Origin of the sequence: Xanthobacter variabilis, assembly GCF_043831965.2 — a bacterium.
Lineage (GTDB): Bacteria > Pseudomonadota > Alphaproteobacteria > Rhizobiales > Xanthobacteraceae > Xanthobacter.
This window is the reverse complement of sequence record NZ_CM195533.1, coordinates 44,336-59,535: the sequence shown is the minus strand read 5'-3', so window position 1 is coordinate 59,535 and position 15,200 is coordinate 44,336. Positions and strand designations below refer to the sequence as shown.

Below are 15,200 nucleotides of genomic sequence, written 5' to 3'. Positions count from 1 at the left end.
CGCGCGGCGCGCGCATTTTGTCGCGGGCGCCGCGGGACGCCACAAAAGCACGCTTGCGCGACTTTCGGAGGGGGTGAAGGCCACCCGGAGCCTAGACGCGGGCGGCAAAAACGCTAAGTTCTCGCCCGCCCGCGGATCAGCGCGCCGCGGGCGACGAATCCGCCGTGTCGAGCCCAGCCGAGCTTCCCACCCGGTTTTCCGCCATTCGCTCATTCATCGCTGAAGGACGCTGAGATCGTGAACGACAGCCATACCCATTCGCCGCACCTGTCGCTGTCCAAGGACAAGATCAAGGTGCTGCTGCTCGAAGGCGTGAACGACAGCGCTGTGGAGATGATGACCGCCGCCGGCTACACCAACCTGACCCGCCTCACCAAGGCGCTGGAGGGCGACGCGCTGCTGGAGGCGGTGAAGGGCGTGCACCTGCTGGGCATCCGCTCGCGCACCCACATCACCCAGAAGGTGCTGGATGCCGCGGATCGCCTGATCGCGGTGGGCTGCTTCAGCGTCGGTACCAACCAGGTGGATCTCGACGCCTGTCGCATGCAGGGTGTCCCGGTGTTCAACGCGCCCTTCTCCAACACCCGTTCGGTGGCGGAGCTGGTGATCGGCGAAATCGTCATGCTGCTGCGCCGCATTCCCTCGCGCTCGGCGGCCGCCCACCAGGGCGATTGGGACAAGTCGGCCACCAACAGCTACGAGGTGCGCGGCAAGACCCTCGGCATCATCGGCTATGGTAATATCGGCTCGCAGCTGTCCAACCTGGCCGAGGCCATGGGCATGCGGGTCATCTTCTACGACATCATGGACAAGCTGCGCCTGGGCAACACCGAGCCCACCGCCACGCTGGCCGAGCTTTTGGGCCAGAGCGATGTGGTGAGCCTGCACGTGCCCGAGACGCCGGCCACTCACAACATGATCGGCCGCGCCGAGTTCGCGATGATGAAGCAGGGCTCCTACTTCATCAACAACAGCCGTGGCACCGTGGTGGACCTCGACGCCCTCGCCGAGGCGCTGCGCGAAGGCCGCCTGCTGGGTGCCGCCGTGGACGTGTTCCCGGTGGAGCCGCGGGCCAATGGAGAGCGCTTCAACTCGCCGCTCCAGGGGCTCGACAACGTCATCCTCACCCCGCATATCGGCGGCTCCACCCTGGAGGCACAGGAGCGCATCGGCTCCGAGGTGGCGCGCAAGCTGCTGGACTACAGCGACACCGGCTCCACCGTCGGCGCGGTGAACTTCCCGCAGGTGCAGTTACCGGCGCGCCCTCTGGGCACCCGCTTCATCCAGGTGCAGCGCAACCTGCCGGGCATGCTCGGCCGGCTGAACGAGGTGCTGGCCAAGCACGCGGTGAATATCGCCGCCCAGTATTACGAGACCTATGCCGACGTTGGCTATGTGGTGCTCGACGCCGATGCCTCGGCGGCCGATAGCCAGCGCGTGCTGGAAGACATCCGCGCCCTGGAAGGCACCATCCGCGCCCGCCTGCTCTACGAATACAAGGTCTGATGCCAAGGCGCCGCGCGGCGCTGAAGTGGTTTTGGACGGCCGGGCAGCGAAAGCGGTGCCCGGCCGTTTTCGTTTGCGCCCTCGCCGCGCGGCATCCCGTGAAGCGGGGGAGGGGGCGGCGAAGCGCCGGCTTTGTGCGCGCGAGGCGCTGGCTTGGCGCCGAACCTGCATGGGGGCACCGGCGATCCTGCCGCCGCGGCCCCTTTGCGACAAAGCGAGGGCGCGCGGCTCCGATTCATGTACGGAAGCGTGCGGCCATGGCGGACAACGAGCAATGGGTCATCTGGAACGGCTCGCTGGGCATCCTCGACATGGTGGCCATCGGCCGCGTCGAAGCGGGGGAAACCGGCCGCTCGGCCTTTCTGGCGGAGCCGTATCACATGGTGGGCCCGTTCAGCTTCGATGAGCTGGAAGGGCAGGGGCGCATCTCCTTCGGCGCCTGCCTGGTGATGTCGCGCGCGCGCTGGCAGATCGACCAGGTGGAACTGCGCCTGGAAGCGCAGCGGGCGCGCCGGGCCTTCTTGTTCCGCGCCGAACCGGGGGACGATGGCCGCACCCATCGCGAGGCCCTCGATTTGCCCCTGGAAGGGGAGCTGGAGGTTGCCCAGATCAACGCGGCCTTCCGACGCCGCGCCAAGCAGGCCCACCCCGATGCCGGCGGTAGCGACGAGCATTATCGCCGCATCGCCGAGGCGCGTGACGCCCTGCTGGCCCGCTTCGCCGCCGCCTGAGGGGGGCGAGCGGAGGCGGCCGGCGCCCGCGTCCTCTATTCCTCCCGAGAGACCGTCATGCCAAGCACCAGCGCCGTGCACCAGCGTTGCACACGAGCGCTGCTTGGCCACGAGCATCGGCACCGGGAATGGTCTTCAAGCATCGTTGACAAGCACCAGCGCCGCATCGCCGCCCGCGCGCGACGCCTTGTTGGCCCGCTTCGCCGCCGCCGGATTGGGGGGAGGCGTTGACGGGGGCCGGCATGCCCGCGTCCTGCGTTCCTCCCAAGGGGCCGTCATGCCGAAGGCCTGCGTGGCACGCGCGCGGCCGCCGGGCAGTGATCAGCGGCCCCGGGGCATGGTCCTCACGGATCGTTGCGCCAGTTGAGGCGACCGAAGAGGGTGGCGCGCAGGAACTGGGTCACCGAGCCTTCCATCAGCAAGGCGATACCCAGCCGCGCCCCGGCGGCCATGCCCACCATGGCCAGCGGCCAGGAGAGGGCCAGGAGCGAGCCGGCGGTGAGACCCTGGCCGATGGTGCAGCCGCCGCAGAGGATGCCGCCCGAACCCATCAGCACCGCGCCCAGCAGGTGGCGCTTCATCTCACGGGGGTCATCGAAGGCTTCCCAGCGGAACAGATCGGCGCGCCGGGCCGCCACATAGGCGCCGAGTGCAACGCCGAACACGCTGCCGGCCCCGAATTCCGCAAGCCCGTCACGGTCGAGCAGCAGGCCAAACAAAGCACGGGCAACGGGCGAGACGAAAGTGAGGCTTTGGGGCGCGGTGGGCCGCGCGAACTCGTCCACCAGCAGCGTGGTCGCGAGCCAGCCGGCCACCACGCCGAGGCCGAGCACGACCCCCGCCGTCATCAGGCGCGGCGCGCGCCACAGCCTGCGATCCAGGGCGGCAATCCCCACCAGGGCGATGGTGGCAAGGCCCGCGAGCCAGGGCCGCAGGTCGTGCCTCGCCGCGCGGCCGAGCAGGGACGGCAGGTCGGAAGCCGTGCCCGCGGGCACCGCGATGGCGATGCGCTCCAGCCCATCCACGCGGAAGCCGGCGAAGACGCCGCGCAGGGTGGCATAGGCCACCGCGCCGAAGACCAGCAGCACGACGAGGCTGCGCAGATCACCCGATCCGAGCCGGACCAGGGAGCCGAAGGCGCAGGTGCCCACCAGCGCCATGCCGAGCCCAAACAGCAGGCCACCCAGCAGAATGCCGAACCAGGGCAGCAGCGCCGGCACATAATGGGTGCGTTCGGGTGCGAGCAGGCCGATGAGCGTGAGCAGCTGGGTGCCGCCGATGGCGAGGCCCAAGGCCAGGCCGAAGACCTTCATGCGCCGCCAGTCATGGCCCACCATGGCGTCCTCAAGGGCGCCGAAGGTGCACAGGCGTGCGCGAAAGACGCAGAAACCCGCAATTCCCCCGACCAGGAGGCCTGCGAGAGCGGCCCACCAGGGGCTTGAAATCTCCATGGCGCCGCCTCCTCCCATAGATGCCGGCGGGGACTTGTCTTGCGCTTTCCGGGATGTTCCCGGGCGTCTTTTCAGCGTCCCTTCGCCGGCACGGCGCGATTTTCTTGCTATTCTTCTCTACAGCGCGCGCTTGTGCAATAGATGTCGTAAATGACGGCGATGACGCGCCGCACATCATCGTTGGCGAGGCTGTAATAGATGGCCTTGCCTTCGCGCCGCGTGGTGACGAGACCGTCCAGGCGCAGCCGCGCCAGCTGCTGGGAAACGGTGGGCTGGCGCAGGGACAGGATGTTTTCCAGCTCCGTCACGGACAGTTCGCGCTCGGCCAGCAGGCACAGCAGCAGCAGGCGATTCTCGTGGGAGAGGGCCTTGAGGAAGTCGCTTGCCGCGCGGGCATTGCGCATCAACTGGTCCAGCTCCGGCGAAATCTCCGGGCCCTCGCGCAGTTCGTCCTCGATCCGCCTGGACACGATCGGCGACATGGTCTTGAACCCCTTGATCCATCAATGGCGGGCCACGCCCGGGACGCTTTCAAGCAAGATGGGTGCCGCCCCATCCGCCTGAGCGGCCCTAAGGTTGGCCGGCGTTCAGGCGCGCCGTCAGCGCCGCCATCAGGCCCCAGAAAGCTTCATCGGAAGCATAACCCGTAATGCGCCCCACTTCGCGCCCCTCGTCCACCAGAACGAAGGTGGGCGTGAACCGCACCGGCGCGGCCAGCGCCACTTCCGGCGGAACGCCCTGGGAAAGATCGATGCGCCGCAGCGGCGCGCGACGGCCCTCCTCGGTCTTGGCATAGACCGGCGCCACGTCCTGCTCGAATTTCTGACAATAGGCACAGCCCCGGCGCTCGAACATGACGAGCTCGCTCGCCCGGGCCGGCGAGGCGCTGGCCAGGCTCCACATAGCGAGGGCGAAAGCTGAAAGAGCGGGAGGTGGGATGCGCGTCATTCCTGGGCTCGGACTGCGGTGGGGAGGCGAGTGGGTGTGAACGGGCAATGTGCGATTTCTCTTCTCATATAATCGCATTCGCATATATCTTCAGCAAGACAAGAAACCGCGGCGGGTCAACGCACGCGGCGCGGCAGCCAAAGCGCGGCCACAGGGCTCGTCACGCGCGGCATATCATGGGCTGTGCGGAGGGCCGGAGGAACGTTCACGGGGAAGACCATGTCGCTGGAAATCAGCCTGCCCGGCGCCTTTGTGGCGGGGCTGTTGTCGTTCGCCTCTCCTTGCGTGCTGCCGCTGGTGCCCGCCTATCTGGGCTTCCTGACGGGCGCGGCGGCGCCGGCCGGCGGGGTGGGCGCGGCGGCCTCGCGCGGGCGCGTGCTGCGCGCGGCGGGCCTGTTTGTGCTGGGCTTCTCCATCGTGTTCGTGCTGCTGGGCGCCACCGCATCCAGCCTCGGCCGCCTGCTGATGGACCATGTGGAGCTGCTCACGCTGGCGTCCGGCGTGCTGCTGGTGCTGTTCGGGCTGCACATGACGGGGCTTGTGCGCATTCCCTTCCTTTATCGTCAGGCGCGGATCGATGTGGGGGCGGCGCCGGTGGGCGTGCTGACGCCGCTGGTGGTGGGGCTGGCCTTCGGCTTCGGCTGGTCGCCCTGCGTGGGGCCGGTGCTGGCCGCCATCCTGATGGTGGCGGGGGCGGAAGCCTCCGTGGGCAAGGGCATGCTGCTGCTGGCGGTGTATGCGGCGGGCATCGGCCTTCCCTTCCTTGTGGCCGCTGCCTTTACCGGCCCGTTCCTGTCATGGGCACGGGCGGCAGGCCGGGGCCTGGGGCTGGTGGAGAAGGTGGCCGGGGGGCTGCTCATCCTCACCGGCATCGCCTTCATGACCGGCTTCATGCCCGAGGTGGCCCAATGGCTGCTGGAGCATGCGCCCGGCCTGGGCGCCATCGGCTGATGCGGCCCCGACCAGGAATCCTAGCGGAGAAAGATCATGGCCTCTGACAAGCTCATTTCCCGCCGGGCCGTGTTGCAGGCCGCCGGCCTCGCCTTGCTCCCGATTCCGGCCGTCGCGGACGCCCGCCTGGGAGACGACGGGCTCTACACCCAGGACTGGTATGTGGAGAGCTTCCTGGACCTGAAGGAGGATATTGCGGCGGCAACCTCCACCGGCCGGCATTTCGCGCTGCAATGGAGCCAGCGCGGCTGCATCTATTGCAAGACGCTGCACACCGTCTATTTCGCCGACCCCGCTATTGCCGACCCCATCCGGGCTGCTTTTGACATCGTCCATCTGGACCTGTTTGGCGCGCGGGAGGTGACGTTCTTCGATGGCAACCGCCTGACGGAAAAGGCGCTGGGCCAGCAGGAGCGCATCCGCGTCACCCCCACTTTCCAGTTCTTCGCCCTGGAGCAGGGGCAGGCGAAGGAGGTGGCGCGCATGCCGGGCCTGCTCTCTCGCGCGGAATTCTCGGCCTTCTTCCGCTATGTGGCGCAGGGGGCGTATCGGGCCGGCTCGTTCGACGATTTCCTGGCGCGCGGGGAGGACCGGCGCGGCTGAGGCGCAAAGAAAAGGCCCCGCACGGTGGCGGGGCTTGAGGGGGAACCTCGCTCAGAGGAAAACGAGGCTCTATTTCGCCGGCTTGTTCACCGGCGAATCCGGATCGAACAGATAGGCCACCACGTCCTTGATCTGCTGCTCGCTGAGCACGCCGTTATGTCCGAAGCGCGGCATGGACGAGCAGGCGAAGACGGCCTGCGGGTTGTAGACCTTGGCAAAGGCGGCCTTGGCGTCCTCCGGCGCATATTTCCGATCGGCGCCATAATGGGCGAGGCTGGGGCCGAGCGTGCCATAGCTCACCTCGCGCGGGTCCATCTGATGGCAGGCATAACAATTGCCGCCGCTCACGGTTCCCGGCGGATCGGAGAATTGCCCGCCGCGTCCGTTCTGGGCCACCTTCTCGCCCGCCTTCCAGTCGCCCAGCATGCTGCCTTGCGGATATTTCACCGTCTTGGCCTCGCGCGCCATGATGGCTTCGCCCTGCTGCTGGGAAGGCTGGTTGCGGGTTTGCGAGCAGACCAGCATGGTTTCGTCGGGCACAAGGCGCGCGGCCCAGCCGTCCGGCAGCTTGGTGAAGCTCGCCTTCACGGCGGCCTCCACCACCGCCGGCGGGGCCGGGGGAATCTGCTGGGCCCATGCCGCGCCGGGCGCGAGAAGAGCGGCGGCGATCAACAGCGTCTTCATGGCTCTTCTCCTCTCAGCGCTTGATGGAGGGCACGTTGATCTCACCGCCCGCCGCCTGGGTGTTCAGGAACACGGTGAGGGCGGTGATGACCTCCGAGCCATAATCGGGGGGAGGCATCCGCATCTGCCGGTAGCAGTCCCACAAGCGGTGCTGCATGGTGCGCAGCGCGCTTTGCGAGACACGGTAAGTGGGCCAGGAGCCCATGGTGTCCTGCGCATCCTTCCCGGGCTTGTCGAGCTGCGGCAGAGCCTGCAGGCGGATGCGCTTGCCTGCGTCCGCATGGCAGGTGGAGCAGGAGAAGTCGTTGATGGACGAGCGGCGGAAGAACAGCGCCTCGCCCAGGGCGTAAGCCTCCTTTTCCTTGGGATGATCGAGCGGTGTCGCGATCTTCATGCCATTGGACTTGTTGGCGATGTAGGCGACGAGATCCTCCATGTCCGAGCCCCGTCCGGGCCCGGAAAAGGGCTTGGAGACCAGGGGCTTGGTGTCGAAGGCCTGGATCTTCTCCATGCACCACAGCAGGCGCTGCTCCAGGTCCATCACCTGGTTGGCGTCGGCGAAATAGCGCGGGAGGGCGGCATAGGCGCCCTCCAGTTTGCCGGGGCCCTGGCCGAGGTCGCACGTTTCCAGCGAAACGTTGTTCTTGCCCCGCTTTTCGGCCCACAAGGCCTCGCCCCGGTCCACCGCGAGGTAGCCGGGATTGGCCATGGGGTCGTTGATCATGGCGCGATAGCGCTCGATCTCCTTCTCGCTGGCGTCGTCCTGGGCGCGCGCCGGGACGAAGGGGATGAGGGCGAGCGCGAGTGCGCACACGGTTGTGAGAAACCGGATTTTGGGTCGCATATATCCTCCCGAAATCTGGCGGGACGCCCGCGGGCCCTCTGCTGAAGCCCTTATGAAGGCGCCCTTCCGATCCGCCCGATCGGCCTTCATAGAAAGCTTCGATCGGCGGATAGGAGCTACTTTACATTCAAAAAAATCGATATCACAATATGTGAAATTGATCGGCGACGACGAAATTCGCGTCGGACGAATCAAAAATCAAAACAATAGCTTATGGCCCATTCTCGGGGCTGTTGGGGAGGAAACGGATGACCTTTCACCAAGACGCCACCCGTGCGCCCAGTCGCCGCCGGGCGCTTCAATTGGTCGGGGCAGCGGCGCTTGCCGCCGTGCTGGCCCCGCGCATGAGCCTGGCCACCGAGGCCCAGGTGGCGGACGAGATGAAGAAGCTGTTCAGCGGTAAGAGCATGGGTGAAGGCAAGATCAAGCTTGATCTGCCGGAGATCGCCGAAAATGGTCTGGTGGTTCCCATCAATATCGATGTGGAAAGTCCTATGACCGATTCTGATTTCGTCAAATCGGTCCACGTCTTCGCGGACGGCAACCCGTTGCCTCAGGTGGTCACCTACCAGTTCACGCCGCAGAGCGGGAAGGCGGCGGCCTCCACCCGCATGCGCCTCGCCCAGACGCAGAACGTGATCGCGGTGGCGGAGATGTCCAACGGGGCCCTTTATTCGGCCAAGGCGCAGGTGAAGGTCACCATTGGCGGCTGCGGCGGCTGACCGCCGGCCCGCCTCGAAAAAGCGCGCGTGAGACCCATCACCGCGAAACAAAAATCTGGAGGAAACCCACCATGGCCATCAAGTCCACGCCCCGTGTGCGTGTGCCCGCCCAGGCGAAGGCCGGCGAGATTATCGAGATCAAGACGCTGATTTCCCACGACATGGAGAGCGGTCAGCGCAAGGATTCGTCGGGCAAGACCGTGCCGCGCGACATCATCCACACCTTCCAGGCCGCCTTCAACGGCAAGCCTTTCTTCACGGCGGAATGGTTTCCCTCCATTTCGGCTAATCCGTACCAGTCCTTTTTCTACAAGGCGACGGAAAGCGGAGAGTTGACCTTCACCTGGACGGACGATCACGGCGCCGAGCAGAAGGCTACGGCCAAGCTCACCGTTGCCTGACCTTGGCCGGGGAGCGCCCCCGGCCATCCGCATCATCGGGGCTGAGCCGCGCCGGATCGCATGATTGATCCGGTGAACGGCGGGTCCATGTCCTCGCCCGGCCGCAAGTGGAGTGAACGCGGCGGCCCTCAACGCGGGAAGCGCGATGCCATGATTTCGAGACGCGATTTTCTTGCCGCCGGAACGGCGCTCGCCGCCCTCATCGCCGCCGGCGGGCCGGGGCTGGCCCAGGCCGTGGAGAAGGGCACCCTGAGTGAGGCGGACCTGCTGCGCTTTGGCAAGCCCGGCACCTTCACCATCCTCCATCTCACCGACATCCACGCTCAATTGGTGCCGCTCTATTTCCGTGAGCCGTCCACCAATATCGGCGTCGGTGAGGCGCGCGGGCAGCCGCCGCACCTCACCGACGAGGCCTTCCTCGATTACTTCAAGTTGAAGCCGGAGACGCGCGACGCCTATGCGCTCACCTCCCTCGATTTCACGGCCCTGGCCCGCGCCTATGGCCGCATGGGCGGGGCCGACCGCATGGCGCGCCTCATCAAGGCCATTCGCGACGAGCGGGGCGCCGACAAGGTGCTGGTGCTGGATGGGGGCGACGGCCTGCAGGGCTCCTGGTCTTCGCTCCAAACCAAGGGCGAGGACATGGTGAAGGTGTTCTCCACTCTGGGCCTCGACGCCATGGTGGGCCACTGGGAGTTCACCTATGGCGCCGACCGGGTGATGGAGATCAAGGAGAAGGCGCCCTTCGCCTTCCTGGCCCAGAACATCCGCTCGCTGGAATGGCAGGAGCCGGTGTTCGATGCGGCGAAGACCTTCGAGAAGGGCGGGGCCAAGGTGGCAGTGATCGGCCAGGCCTTCCCGCGCACGCCCATTTCGAACCCGCGCTGGATGATCCCGGACTGGGAGTTTGGCATTCGCGAGGAGGACATGCAGAAGCAGGTGGACGCCGCCCGCGCCGATGGCGCCGACGCGGTGGTGGTGCTCTCCCACAACGGCTTCGACGTGGACCGCAAGATGGCCTCGCGGGTGAAGGGCATCGACGTCATCCTCACCGGCCACACCCATGATGCCATGCCGGCGGTGGTGGAAGTGGGCCAGACTTTGCTGGTGGCCACCGGCTCCCACGGCAAGTTCATCTCGCGCCTCGACCTTGATGTGAAAGACAAGAAGGTCACCGGCTACAGATTCCAGCTCATCCCGGTGTTTTCCGATGCCATCACCCCCGATCCGGAGATGGAAAAGCTGGTGACGGAGCTGCGTGCGCCCTTTGCTGCGGAGCTTGCCCGCGAGGTGGGGCGCACCGACAGCCTGCTTTACCGCCGCGGCAACTTCAACGGCACCTTCGACGACATGATCTGCGACGCGCTGCTGAAGGAGCGGGATGCGGAAATCGCCCTTTCCCCAGGCTTCCGCTGGGGCGGAAGCCTGCTGCCGGGCGACCCCATCACCTTCGAGGCCATCGCCAACGCCACCGCCATCACCTACCCCGCCTGCTATCGCAATACCATGACCGGCAAGCAGTTGAAGGATGTCCTGGAAGATGTGGCCGACAACATCTTCCACCCGGACCCGTATTTCCAGGGCGGCGGCGACATGGTGCGGGTGGGGGGCGTGGGCTATTCCATCGACGTGTCGAAGGGGGTGGGCGAGCGCATTTCCGACCTCACCTTCCTGAAGACCGGCAAGCCGCTGGAGGCGGACAAGGCCTATACGGTCGCTGGCTGGGCCTCGGTTGCCCAGAATGTGGAAGGCCCGCCCATCTGGGAGGTGGTGGAGCGCTATGTGGCGTCCGCCGGCCCTGTGACCATCGCTCCCAACAGCTCGGTGAAAGTCATCGGCGCGTGATCCCCGCGCGCCGCTGCGGTGGCGCGCCAAAAATATTCAAACCTGCGAATGTTAGAATATTAGGGAGGACGTCATGTCCCAACATAGCGGGCCCGGCCAGCAGGGCCCCGAAAAAATGCCTTCCGGAACGGGCGCCGCCAGCCTCTCCCGGCGCGGCTTCCTTTCCGCTTTGGGGATGGGGGCGGGTGCTGCGGCGGGGGGCTCGGCCTTGGCCGGGCGGGCTCTCGCGGCGGGGCCGGATCCCAACATCGTGCCGGTGCCCGAATGGTCGAAGATGCTGGGTGCGGGGGTGAATGTGAACCCCTATGGCAAGCCTTCCATGTTCGAGAAGGATGTGGTGCGGCGCGAGGTGGAGTGGCTGACCGCCAGCCGCGAAAGCTCGGTGAGCTTCACGCCGCTTTATGCCCTCGACGGCGTCATCACCCCCAACGGCCTGTGCTTCGTGCGCCATCATGGTGGCGAGGCGGAGATTGATCCGGACAAGTACCGGCTGATGATCCACGGTCTGGTGGACAAGCCTTTGGTGTTCACGCTCGAGGACATCAAGCGCATGCCGGGCCGGGTGAACCGGGCCTATTTCCTGGAATGCGCGGCCAATTCCGGCATGGAGTGGCGCGGCGCGCAGCTCAATGGCTGCCAGTTCACCCACGGCATGATCCACAATGTCTTCTACACGGGCATTCCGCTGAAGACGCTGCTGGACATGGCGGGGGTGCAGGCCAAGGGCAAATGGGTGCTGGCGGAAGGCGCCGACGCGGCGGTGATGACCCGCTCCATCCCCTTGGAAAAGGCCATGAAGGACTGCCTGGTGGCCTTCGCCATGAATGGCGAGGCGCTGCGGCCCGAGCAGGGCTATCCGGTGCGCCTCGTGGTGCCGGGCTGGGAAGGCAATATGTGGGTGAAGTGGCTGCGCCGCCTCAAGGTGGGCGACGAGCCGTGGCAGCAGCGCGAGGAAACCTCCAAATATACGGACCTCCTGGCCGATGGCCGCTCGCGCCGCTTCACTTTCGTGATGGATGCGAAATCGGTGGTGACGAGCCCGAGCCCCCAGGCCCCCCTGAAGCACAAGGGACCGAACGTGATTTCGGGCATCGCCTGGTCCGGGCGCGGCACCATCAAGCGGGTGGATGTCTCCCTCGACGGCGGGCGCAACTGGACCACGGCACGCATCGAAGGGCCGGCCATGCCGATGGCCATGACGCGCTTCTATCTGGATTTCGACTGGGCGGGCGACGAGCTCATGGTGCAGTCCCGCGCCATGGACGACACCGGCTATGTGCAGCCCACCAAGAACGAGCTTCGGGCCGTGCGCGGCACCAATTCCATCTACCACAATAACGGCATCCAGACCTGGCTGGTGCGCTCCAACGGGGAGACGGAAAATGTGGAAGTCGGCTGAGGCGTTGCTCGCGGCCGGCATGGCCACGCTCATCGGCGTGACGGCTTTGCCAGCCTGGGCGCAATCCGCCGCGCCCCATCAAAAGGCGTCCGCCTCGGCGCCCGCCCTCGGCCGCCCCGCTCTGCCGGAGGAGATCGCCGCCTGGGACATCGATGTGCGGCCCGATGGGGAAGGGCTGCCCGAGGGCCATGGATCGGTGAAGCAGGGCGAGGCGGTGTTCCTGCAGAACTGCGCCACCTGCCATGGCGAGTTCGGCGAGGGCGCGGGGCGCTGGCCGGTGCTGGCGGGCGGGCAGGGCTCGCTGAAATCGGACCGGCCGGAAAAGACCATCGGCTCGTTCTGGCCCTATGCGTCCACGGCATTCGACTATGTGCGCCGGGCCATGCCCTTCGGCAACAACCAGTCTTTGTCGGCGGATGAAACCTATGCCATCGTCGCCTATCTGCTGAACCTCAACGACCTGGTGCCGGAAGACTTCGTGCTGTCGCGGGAGAATTTCCCCAAGGTTCAACTGCCGAACCAGCCGAACTTCTATGAGGACGACCGCGAGACGGCGGAAAAGGCCTTCTGGACCGCCAATCCCTGCATGAAGGACTGTTCCGGCCCTGTTCATGTGACCGCCCGGGCCCAGATCCTCAATGTGACCCCTGACGAGGACGCGCCCAAGGGAAATCTGGAATAGGGGAACCTGGAATGATCCGGGGCGCGGGAGCGCAATGAGGAGTACAATCAACAAAAAGGCTGCCGCTTAGCGATGCCAGCCAGGGAGGACCGACAAGATGCGCAAGATCACACTTCTCGCTGGCCTTCTGGCCGGCCTGCTGCCTATGACCGCGGCCGCCCGCGCGGAGGGGCCTGCCGCGGATGCCGGCACGGCCGCTGAGGCCATCACCGGGGATCCGGCCAAGGGCGAGGTCGTCTTCAAGAAGTGCATGGCCTGCCACGCCATCGGCCCCGGCGCCAAAACCAAGGTGGGCCCGCCGCTGAACGGCATCGTGGGCGCCCACTGGGCGCATTTCGAGGGCTATCCCTATTCCGCCGACATCAAGGACGGCGCCGCCGCCGGCAAGATGTGGGACCTCGCGACGCTCGACAATTATCTTACCAATCCCAAGGTGCTGGCGCCGAAGGGCAAGATGGCCTTTGCGGGCGTGAAGAACGACACCGAGCGCGCGAACCTCATCGCCTTCCTGGCGCAGTTCGACGCTGAGGGACAGAAGAAATAGGTGCTCGCCCGGTGGCGCCGTGACGAACACGTTCAAACCACAGGCGCATCAAGGCGCCGGAGCAGGGAGGAGAAGATGCCGCATCTCGATCGCAGGGCGTTCCTCGGCACCATGGCGCTCGCCGGAGCCCTTCCGGTGGCAGCGGAGGCCGCGCAGAGCATGCTTCAGATGAAGGACATCAACAAGGAGGCGGATGTCGCCTGCCTGTATCACTGCGATTATGGCGACCATGCGCGCTTCGCCCAGACCCTGAACAATATCTCGAACCATTATGCGGCCTATGGGGCCGACCCGTTCGCCATCCAGATCGCCCTGGTGGCCCATGCGGGCGGCGTGAAATTCTTCCTCGACAATCTCGAAGACACGCAGTGGGCCAAGGAAAACCTTGATCCTCAACTGGCGGAGAAGGTGCAATCCCTCTCCAAGAACGGCCTGAAAATCTATCTGTGCGCCTTCACCTTCGAGCGGAACGGGATCGATCGGGCCAAGGCTCGCAACGAGCCCTACATCGCCTTCGTTCCGTCCGGCGTGGCCACGGTGGGCGCCTTGCAGAACAAGGGCTTCGCCTATCTCAAGGTGGGCTGAGGCCATGACGCCCGCGCCCCGCTCCCTCACACGCCGCTCTCACACTCGCCGCTCTTTCTTGGGCGGCTCGCTGATGGCTGCCGCTGCCGCGCTCGTTCCCGCGCCGGCGGTGCTCGGGCAAGGGCGGCCGCGCGTGGTGGTGGTCGGTGGCGGGGCGGGAGGCGCCTCCCTGGCGCGCTATCTGGCGCAGACGGAGGGCCTGTCGGTCTCCCTGGTGGAGCCGAAAGCGCGCTATGTCACCTGCTTCCGCTCGAACCATTATCTGGGTGGCCTCGTGCCGTTCGAGAGCCTCGTGCACGCCTATGACGGGCTGGCGCGGGCCGGCGTCACTGTCATTCCCCAGGCGGCGCGCGCCATCGATCGGGATCGCGGCGAGGTGCGCCTCGCGGATGGTTCGCGCCTCGGCTATGAGCGGCTGGTCGTCTCCCCCGGCATTGCGCTGAGATATGATTCCGTGCCCGGCTGGAGCCGGGAGGCGGAAGAGCAGATGCCCCACGCCTGGATGGCCGGGCCGCAGACCACCTTGCTGCGGCAGAAGCTGGATGCGGTGCCCGATGGCGGCGTCATCGTCATCATCGCCCCACCCAATCCCTATCGCTGCCCGCCGGCGCCCTACGAGCGCGCCTCCATGATGGCGCACCGGCTGAAGAGCACGGGCCGCGGGCGCGCCAAGATCTTCATCATCGATCCGAAGGAGAAGTTCTCCAAGCAGGGCCTGTTCCAGGAAGGGTGGGAGGCCCGTTATCCCGGCATGATCGAATGGATGGCGCCGGACATCAGCGACGGGCTGAAATCCGTCGATCCGAAGACGGGGACCGTGGTCACGGGCTTCGAGACCTATGCCAACGCGGCCCTGGTCAACGTCATTCCCGCGCAGATGGCGGGCGCCATCGCGCGCGAGGCGGGGCTTGCGGATGCCTCCGGCTGGTGCCCGATCGAGCCGCAGACCATGGCCTCGCGCATGGATCGGCGCATTTTCGTCCTGGGCGACGCGGCCATTGCCGGGGACATGCCCAAGTCCGCCTTCGCCGCCAACAGCCAGGCCCAGGTCGCTGCCGCCGCCATCCGCGCGGCCCTCCTGGGGGCGCCGGCCGCCGAGGCGCGCTATGCCAATATCTGTTGGAGCCTCATCGATACCGACGATGCCGTGAAGGTGGGCGGCACCTATGCCCCGGCCGACGGGCGCATCCGCGAGGAGGATCATTTCATCTCGCAGACCGGCGAGCCGAGTGATGTGCGGGCGCAGGCGGTGGTGGAGGCCGATCGCTGGTATGCGGGCCTCACCGCCGAGATTTTCGGCTAGG

At 66.5% G+C, this 15,200-nt stretch carries 17 protein-coding genes; 12 read left to right on the top strand and 5 right to left on the bottom strand.

Annotation, left to right across the window (positions count from 1 at the left end):
• Positions 1-237: 237 nt before the first annotated feature.
• The gene (gene serA / locus V5F26_RS00245) at positions 238-1,506 is read left to right on the top strand and encodes a phosphoglycerate dehydrogenase (RefSeq protein WP_234054506.1); all 1,269 of its coding nucleotides are present in this window, start codon (positions 238-240) and stop codon (positions 1,504-1,506) included.
• A gap of 257 nt (positions 1,507-1,763) precedes the next feature.
• Positions 1,764-2,237, top strand: coding sequence for a J domain-containing protein (locus V5F26_RS00240; RefSeq protein WP_394946638.1), 474 nt, complete (start codon positions 1,764-1,766; stop codon positions 2,235-2,237).
• Between the two features lie 344 nt (positions 2,238-2,581).
• Here the strand turns inward: V5F26_RS00240 and V5F26_RS00235 are convergent, their stop codons facing one another.
• From V5F26_RS00235 to V5F26_RS00225, 3 genes are all read right to left on the bottom strand, one after another.
• Positions 2,582-3,688, bottom strand: a complete 1,107-nt coding sequence (locus tag V5F26_RS00235; protein ID WP_394946637.1) for a YeeE/YedE family protein — start codon at positions 3,686-3,688, stop codon at positions 2,582-2,584.
• Between the two features lie 107 nt (positions 3,689-3,795).
• Entirely contained in the window at positions 3,796-4,170 is a 375-nt protein-coding gene (locus V5F26_RS00230; protein ID WP_234050872.1) for an ArsR/SmtB family transcription factor, read from the bottom strand.
• Positions 4,171-4,258: 88 nt separating this feature from the next.
• Positions 4,259-4,591 carry a thioredoxin fold domain-containing protein gene (locus V5F26_RS00225; RefSeq protein ID WP_509210563.1) on the bottom strand — a complete coding sequence of 111 codons (333 nt, stop codon included), beginning with the start codon at positions 4,589-4,591 and terminating at the stop codon, positions 4,259-4,261.
• Between the two features lie 264 nt (positions 4,592-4,855).
• On the opposite strand from V5F26_RS00225, the gene V5F26_RS00220 reads away from it, so the two are divergent.
• Both V5F26_RS00220 and V5F26_RS00215 read left to right on the top strand, forming a co-directional pair.
• Positions 4,856-5,587 (top strand): cytochrome c biogenesis CcdA family protein, encoded by a 732-nt coding sequence (locus V5F26_RS00220; protein WP_394946635.1) that lies wholly within the window; start codon positions 4,856-4,858, stop codon positions 5,585-5,587.
• A gap of 36 nt (positions 5,588-5,623) precedes the next feature.
• Entirely contained in the window at positions 5,624-6,190 is a 567-nt protein-coding gene (locus tag V5F26_RS00215; protein ID WP_394056305.1) for a SoxW family protein, read from the top strand.
• 69 nt (positions 6,191-6,259) lie between these two features.
• On the opposite strand, the gene soxX is transcribed toward V5F26_RS00215, so the two are convergent.
• A complete protein-coding gene (soxX, locus tag V5F26_RS00210; protein WP_394946634.1) occupies positions 6,260-6,874 on the bottom strand; it encodes a sulfur oxidation c-type cytochrome SoxX in 615 nt (204 codons plus the stop codon).
• 13 nt (positions 6,875-6,887) lie between these two features.
• Positions 6,888-7,718, bottom strand: coding sequence for a sulfur oxidation c-type cytochrome SoxA (soxA, locus tag V5F26_RS00205; protein WP_394946633.1), 831 nt, complete (start codon positions 7,716-7,718; stop codon positions 6,888-6,890).
• A gap of 248 nt (positions 7,719-7,966) precedes the next feature.
• Between soxA and soxY the strand changes: the two genes are divergently transcribed.
• The 8 genes from soxY to V5F26_RS00165 all read left to right on the top strand — a co-directional run bounded on the left by soxY (position 7,967) and on the right by V5F26_RS00165 (position 15,199).
• Positions 7,967-8,440 carry a thiosulfate oxidation carrier protein SoxY gene (gene soxY / locus V5F26_RS00200; protein WP_394946632.1) on the top strand — a complete coding sequence of 158 codons (474 nt, stop codon included), beginning with the start codon at positions 7,967-7,969 and terminating at the stop codon, positions 8,438-8,440.
• 71 nt (positions 8,441-8,511) lie between these two features.
• The gene (soxZ, locus tag V5F26_RS00195) at positions 8,512-8,841 is read left to right on the top strand and encodes a thiosulfate oxidation carrier complex protein SoxZ (protein WP_394946631.1); all 330 of its coding nucleotides are present in this window, start codon (positions 8,512-8,514) and stop codon (positions 8,839-8,841) included.
• Between the two features lie 150 nt (positions 8,842-8,991).
• Entirely contained in the window at positions 8,992-10,686 is a 1,695-nt protein-coding gene (gene soxB, locus V5F26_RS00190) for a thiosulfohydrolase SoxB (protein WP_394946630.1), read from the top strand.
• Positions 10,687-10,801: 115 nt separating this feature from the next.
• A complete protein-coding gene (gene soxC, locus V5F26_RS00185) occupies positions 10,802-12,085 on the top strand; it encodes a sulfite dehydrogenase (protein ID WP_394946817.1) in 1,284 nt (427 codons plus the stop codon).
• The gene (locus tag V5F26_RS00180; protein ID WP_394946629.1) at positions 12,069-12,767 is read left to right on the top strand and encodes a c-type cytochrome; all 699 of its coding nucleotides are present in this window, start codon (positions 12,069-12,071) and stop codon (positions 12,765-12,767) included. The genes soxC and V5F26_RS00180 overlap by 17 nt, the downstream gene beginning before the upstream one ends.
• A gap of 145 nt (positions 12,768-12,912) precedes the next feature.
• Positions 12,913-13,311 carry a c-type cytochrome gene (locus V5F26_RS00175; protein ID WP_394946816.1) on the top strand — a complete coding sequence of 133 codons (399 nt, stop codon included), beginning with the start codon at positions 12,913-12,915 and terminating at the stop codon, positions 13,309-13,311.
• 75 nt (positions 13,312-13,386) lie between these two features.
• Positions 13,387-13,896: a DsrE family protein gene (locus tag V5F26_RS00170; protein ID WP_394946628.1), complete on the top strand. Its 510-nt coding sequence runs from the start codon at positions 13,387-13,389 to the stop codon at positions 13,894-13,896.
• Between the two features lie 73 nt (positions 13,897-13,969).
• Positions 13,970-15,199, top strand: coding sequence for an NAD(P)/FAD-dependent oxidoreductase (locus V5F26_RS00165; protein ID WP_394946627.1), 1,230 nt, complete (start codon positions 13,970-13,972; stop codon positions 15,197-15,199).
• The last annotated feature ends 1 nt before the right edge of the window (position 15,200 follow it).

Bases quoted from the DNA above. Each gene is read 5' to 3' on its own strand.
- V5F26_RS00240 (WP_394946638.1), top strand. From the start codon at position 1,764: ATGGCGGACAACGAGCAATGGGTCATCTGGAACGGCTCGCTGGGCATC.
- V5F26_RS00235 (WP_394946637.1), bottom strand. From the start codon at position 3,688: ATGGAGATTTCAAGCCCCTGGTGGGCCGCTCTCGCAGGCCTCCTGGTC.
- V5F26_RS00230 (WP_234050872.1), bottom strand. From the start codon at position 4,170: ATGTCGCCGATCGTGTCCAGGCGGATCGAGGACGAACTGCGCGAGGGC.
- V5F26_RS00225 (WP_509210563.1), bottom strand. From the start codon at position 4,591: ATGTGGAGCCTGGCCAGCGCCTCGCCGGCCCGGGCGAGCGAGCTCGTC.
- V5F26_RS00220 (WP_394946635.1), top strand. From the start codon at position 4,856: ATGTCGCTGGAAATCAGCCTGCCCGGCGCCTTTGTGGCGGGGCTGTTG.
- V5F26_RS00215 (WP_394056305.1), top strand. From the start codon at position 5,624: ATGGCCTCTGACAAGCTCATTTCCCGCCGGGCCGTGTTGCAGGCCGCC.
- soxX (WP_394946634.1), bottom strand. From the start codon at position 6,874: ATGAAGACGCTGTTGATCGCCGCCGCTCTTCTCGCGCCCGGCGCGGCA.
- soxA (WP_394946633.1), bottom strand. From the start codon at position 7,718: ATGCGACCCAAAATCCGGTTTCTCACAACCGTGTGCGCACTCGCGCTC.
- soxY (WP_394946632.1), top strand. From the start codon at position 7,967: ATGACCTTTCACCAAGACGCCACCCGTGCGCCCAGTCGCCGCCGGGCG.
- soxZ (WP_394946631.1), top strand. From the start codon at position 8,512: ATGGCCATCAAGTCCACGCCCCGTGTGCGTGTGCCCGCCCAGGCGAAG.
- soxB (WP_394946630.1), top strand. From the start codon at position 8,992: ATGATTTCGAGACGCGATTTTCTTGCCGCCGGAACGGCGCTCGCCGCC.
- soxC (WP_394946817.1), top strand. From the start codon at position 10,802: ATGCCTTCCGGAACGGGCGCCGCCAGCCTCTCCCGGCGCGGCTTCCTT.
- V5F26_RS00180 (WP_394946629.1), top strand. From the start codon at position 12,069: ATGTGGAAGTCGGCTGAGGCGTTGCTCGCGGCCGGCATGGCCACGCTC.
- V5F26_RS00175 (WP_394946816.1), top strand. From the start codon at position 12,913: ATGACCGCGGCCGCCCGCGCGGAGGGGCCTGCCGCGGATGCCGGCACG.
- V5F26_RS00170 (WP_394946628.1), top strand. From the start codon at position 13,387: ATGCCGCATCTCGATCGCAGGGCGTTCCTCGGCACCATGGCGCTCGCC.
- V5F26_RS00165 (WP_394946627.1), top strand. From the start codon at position 13,970: ATGGCTGCCGCTGCCGCGCTCGTTCCCGCGCCGGCGGTGCTCGGGCAA.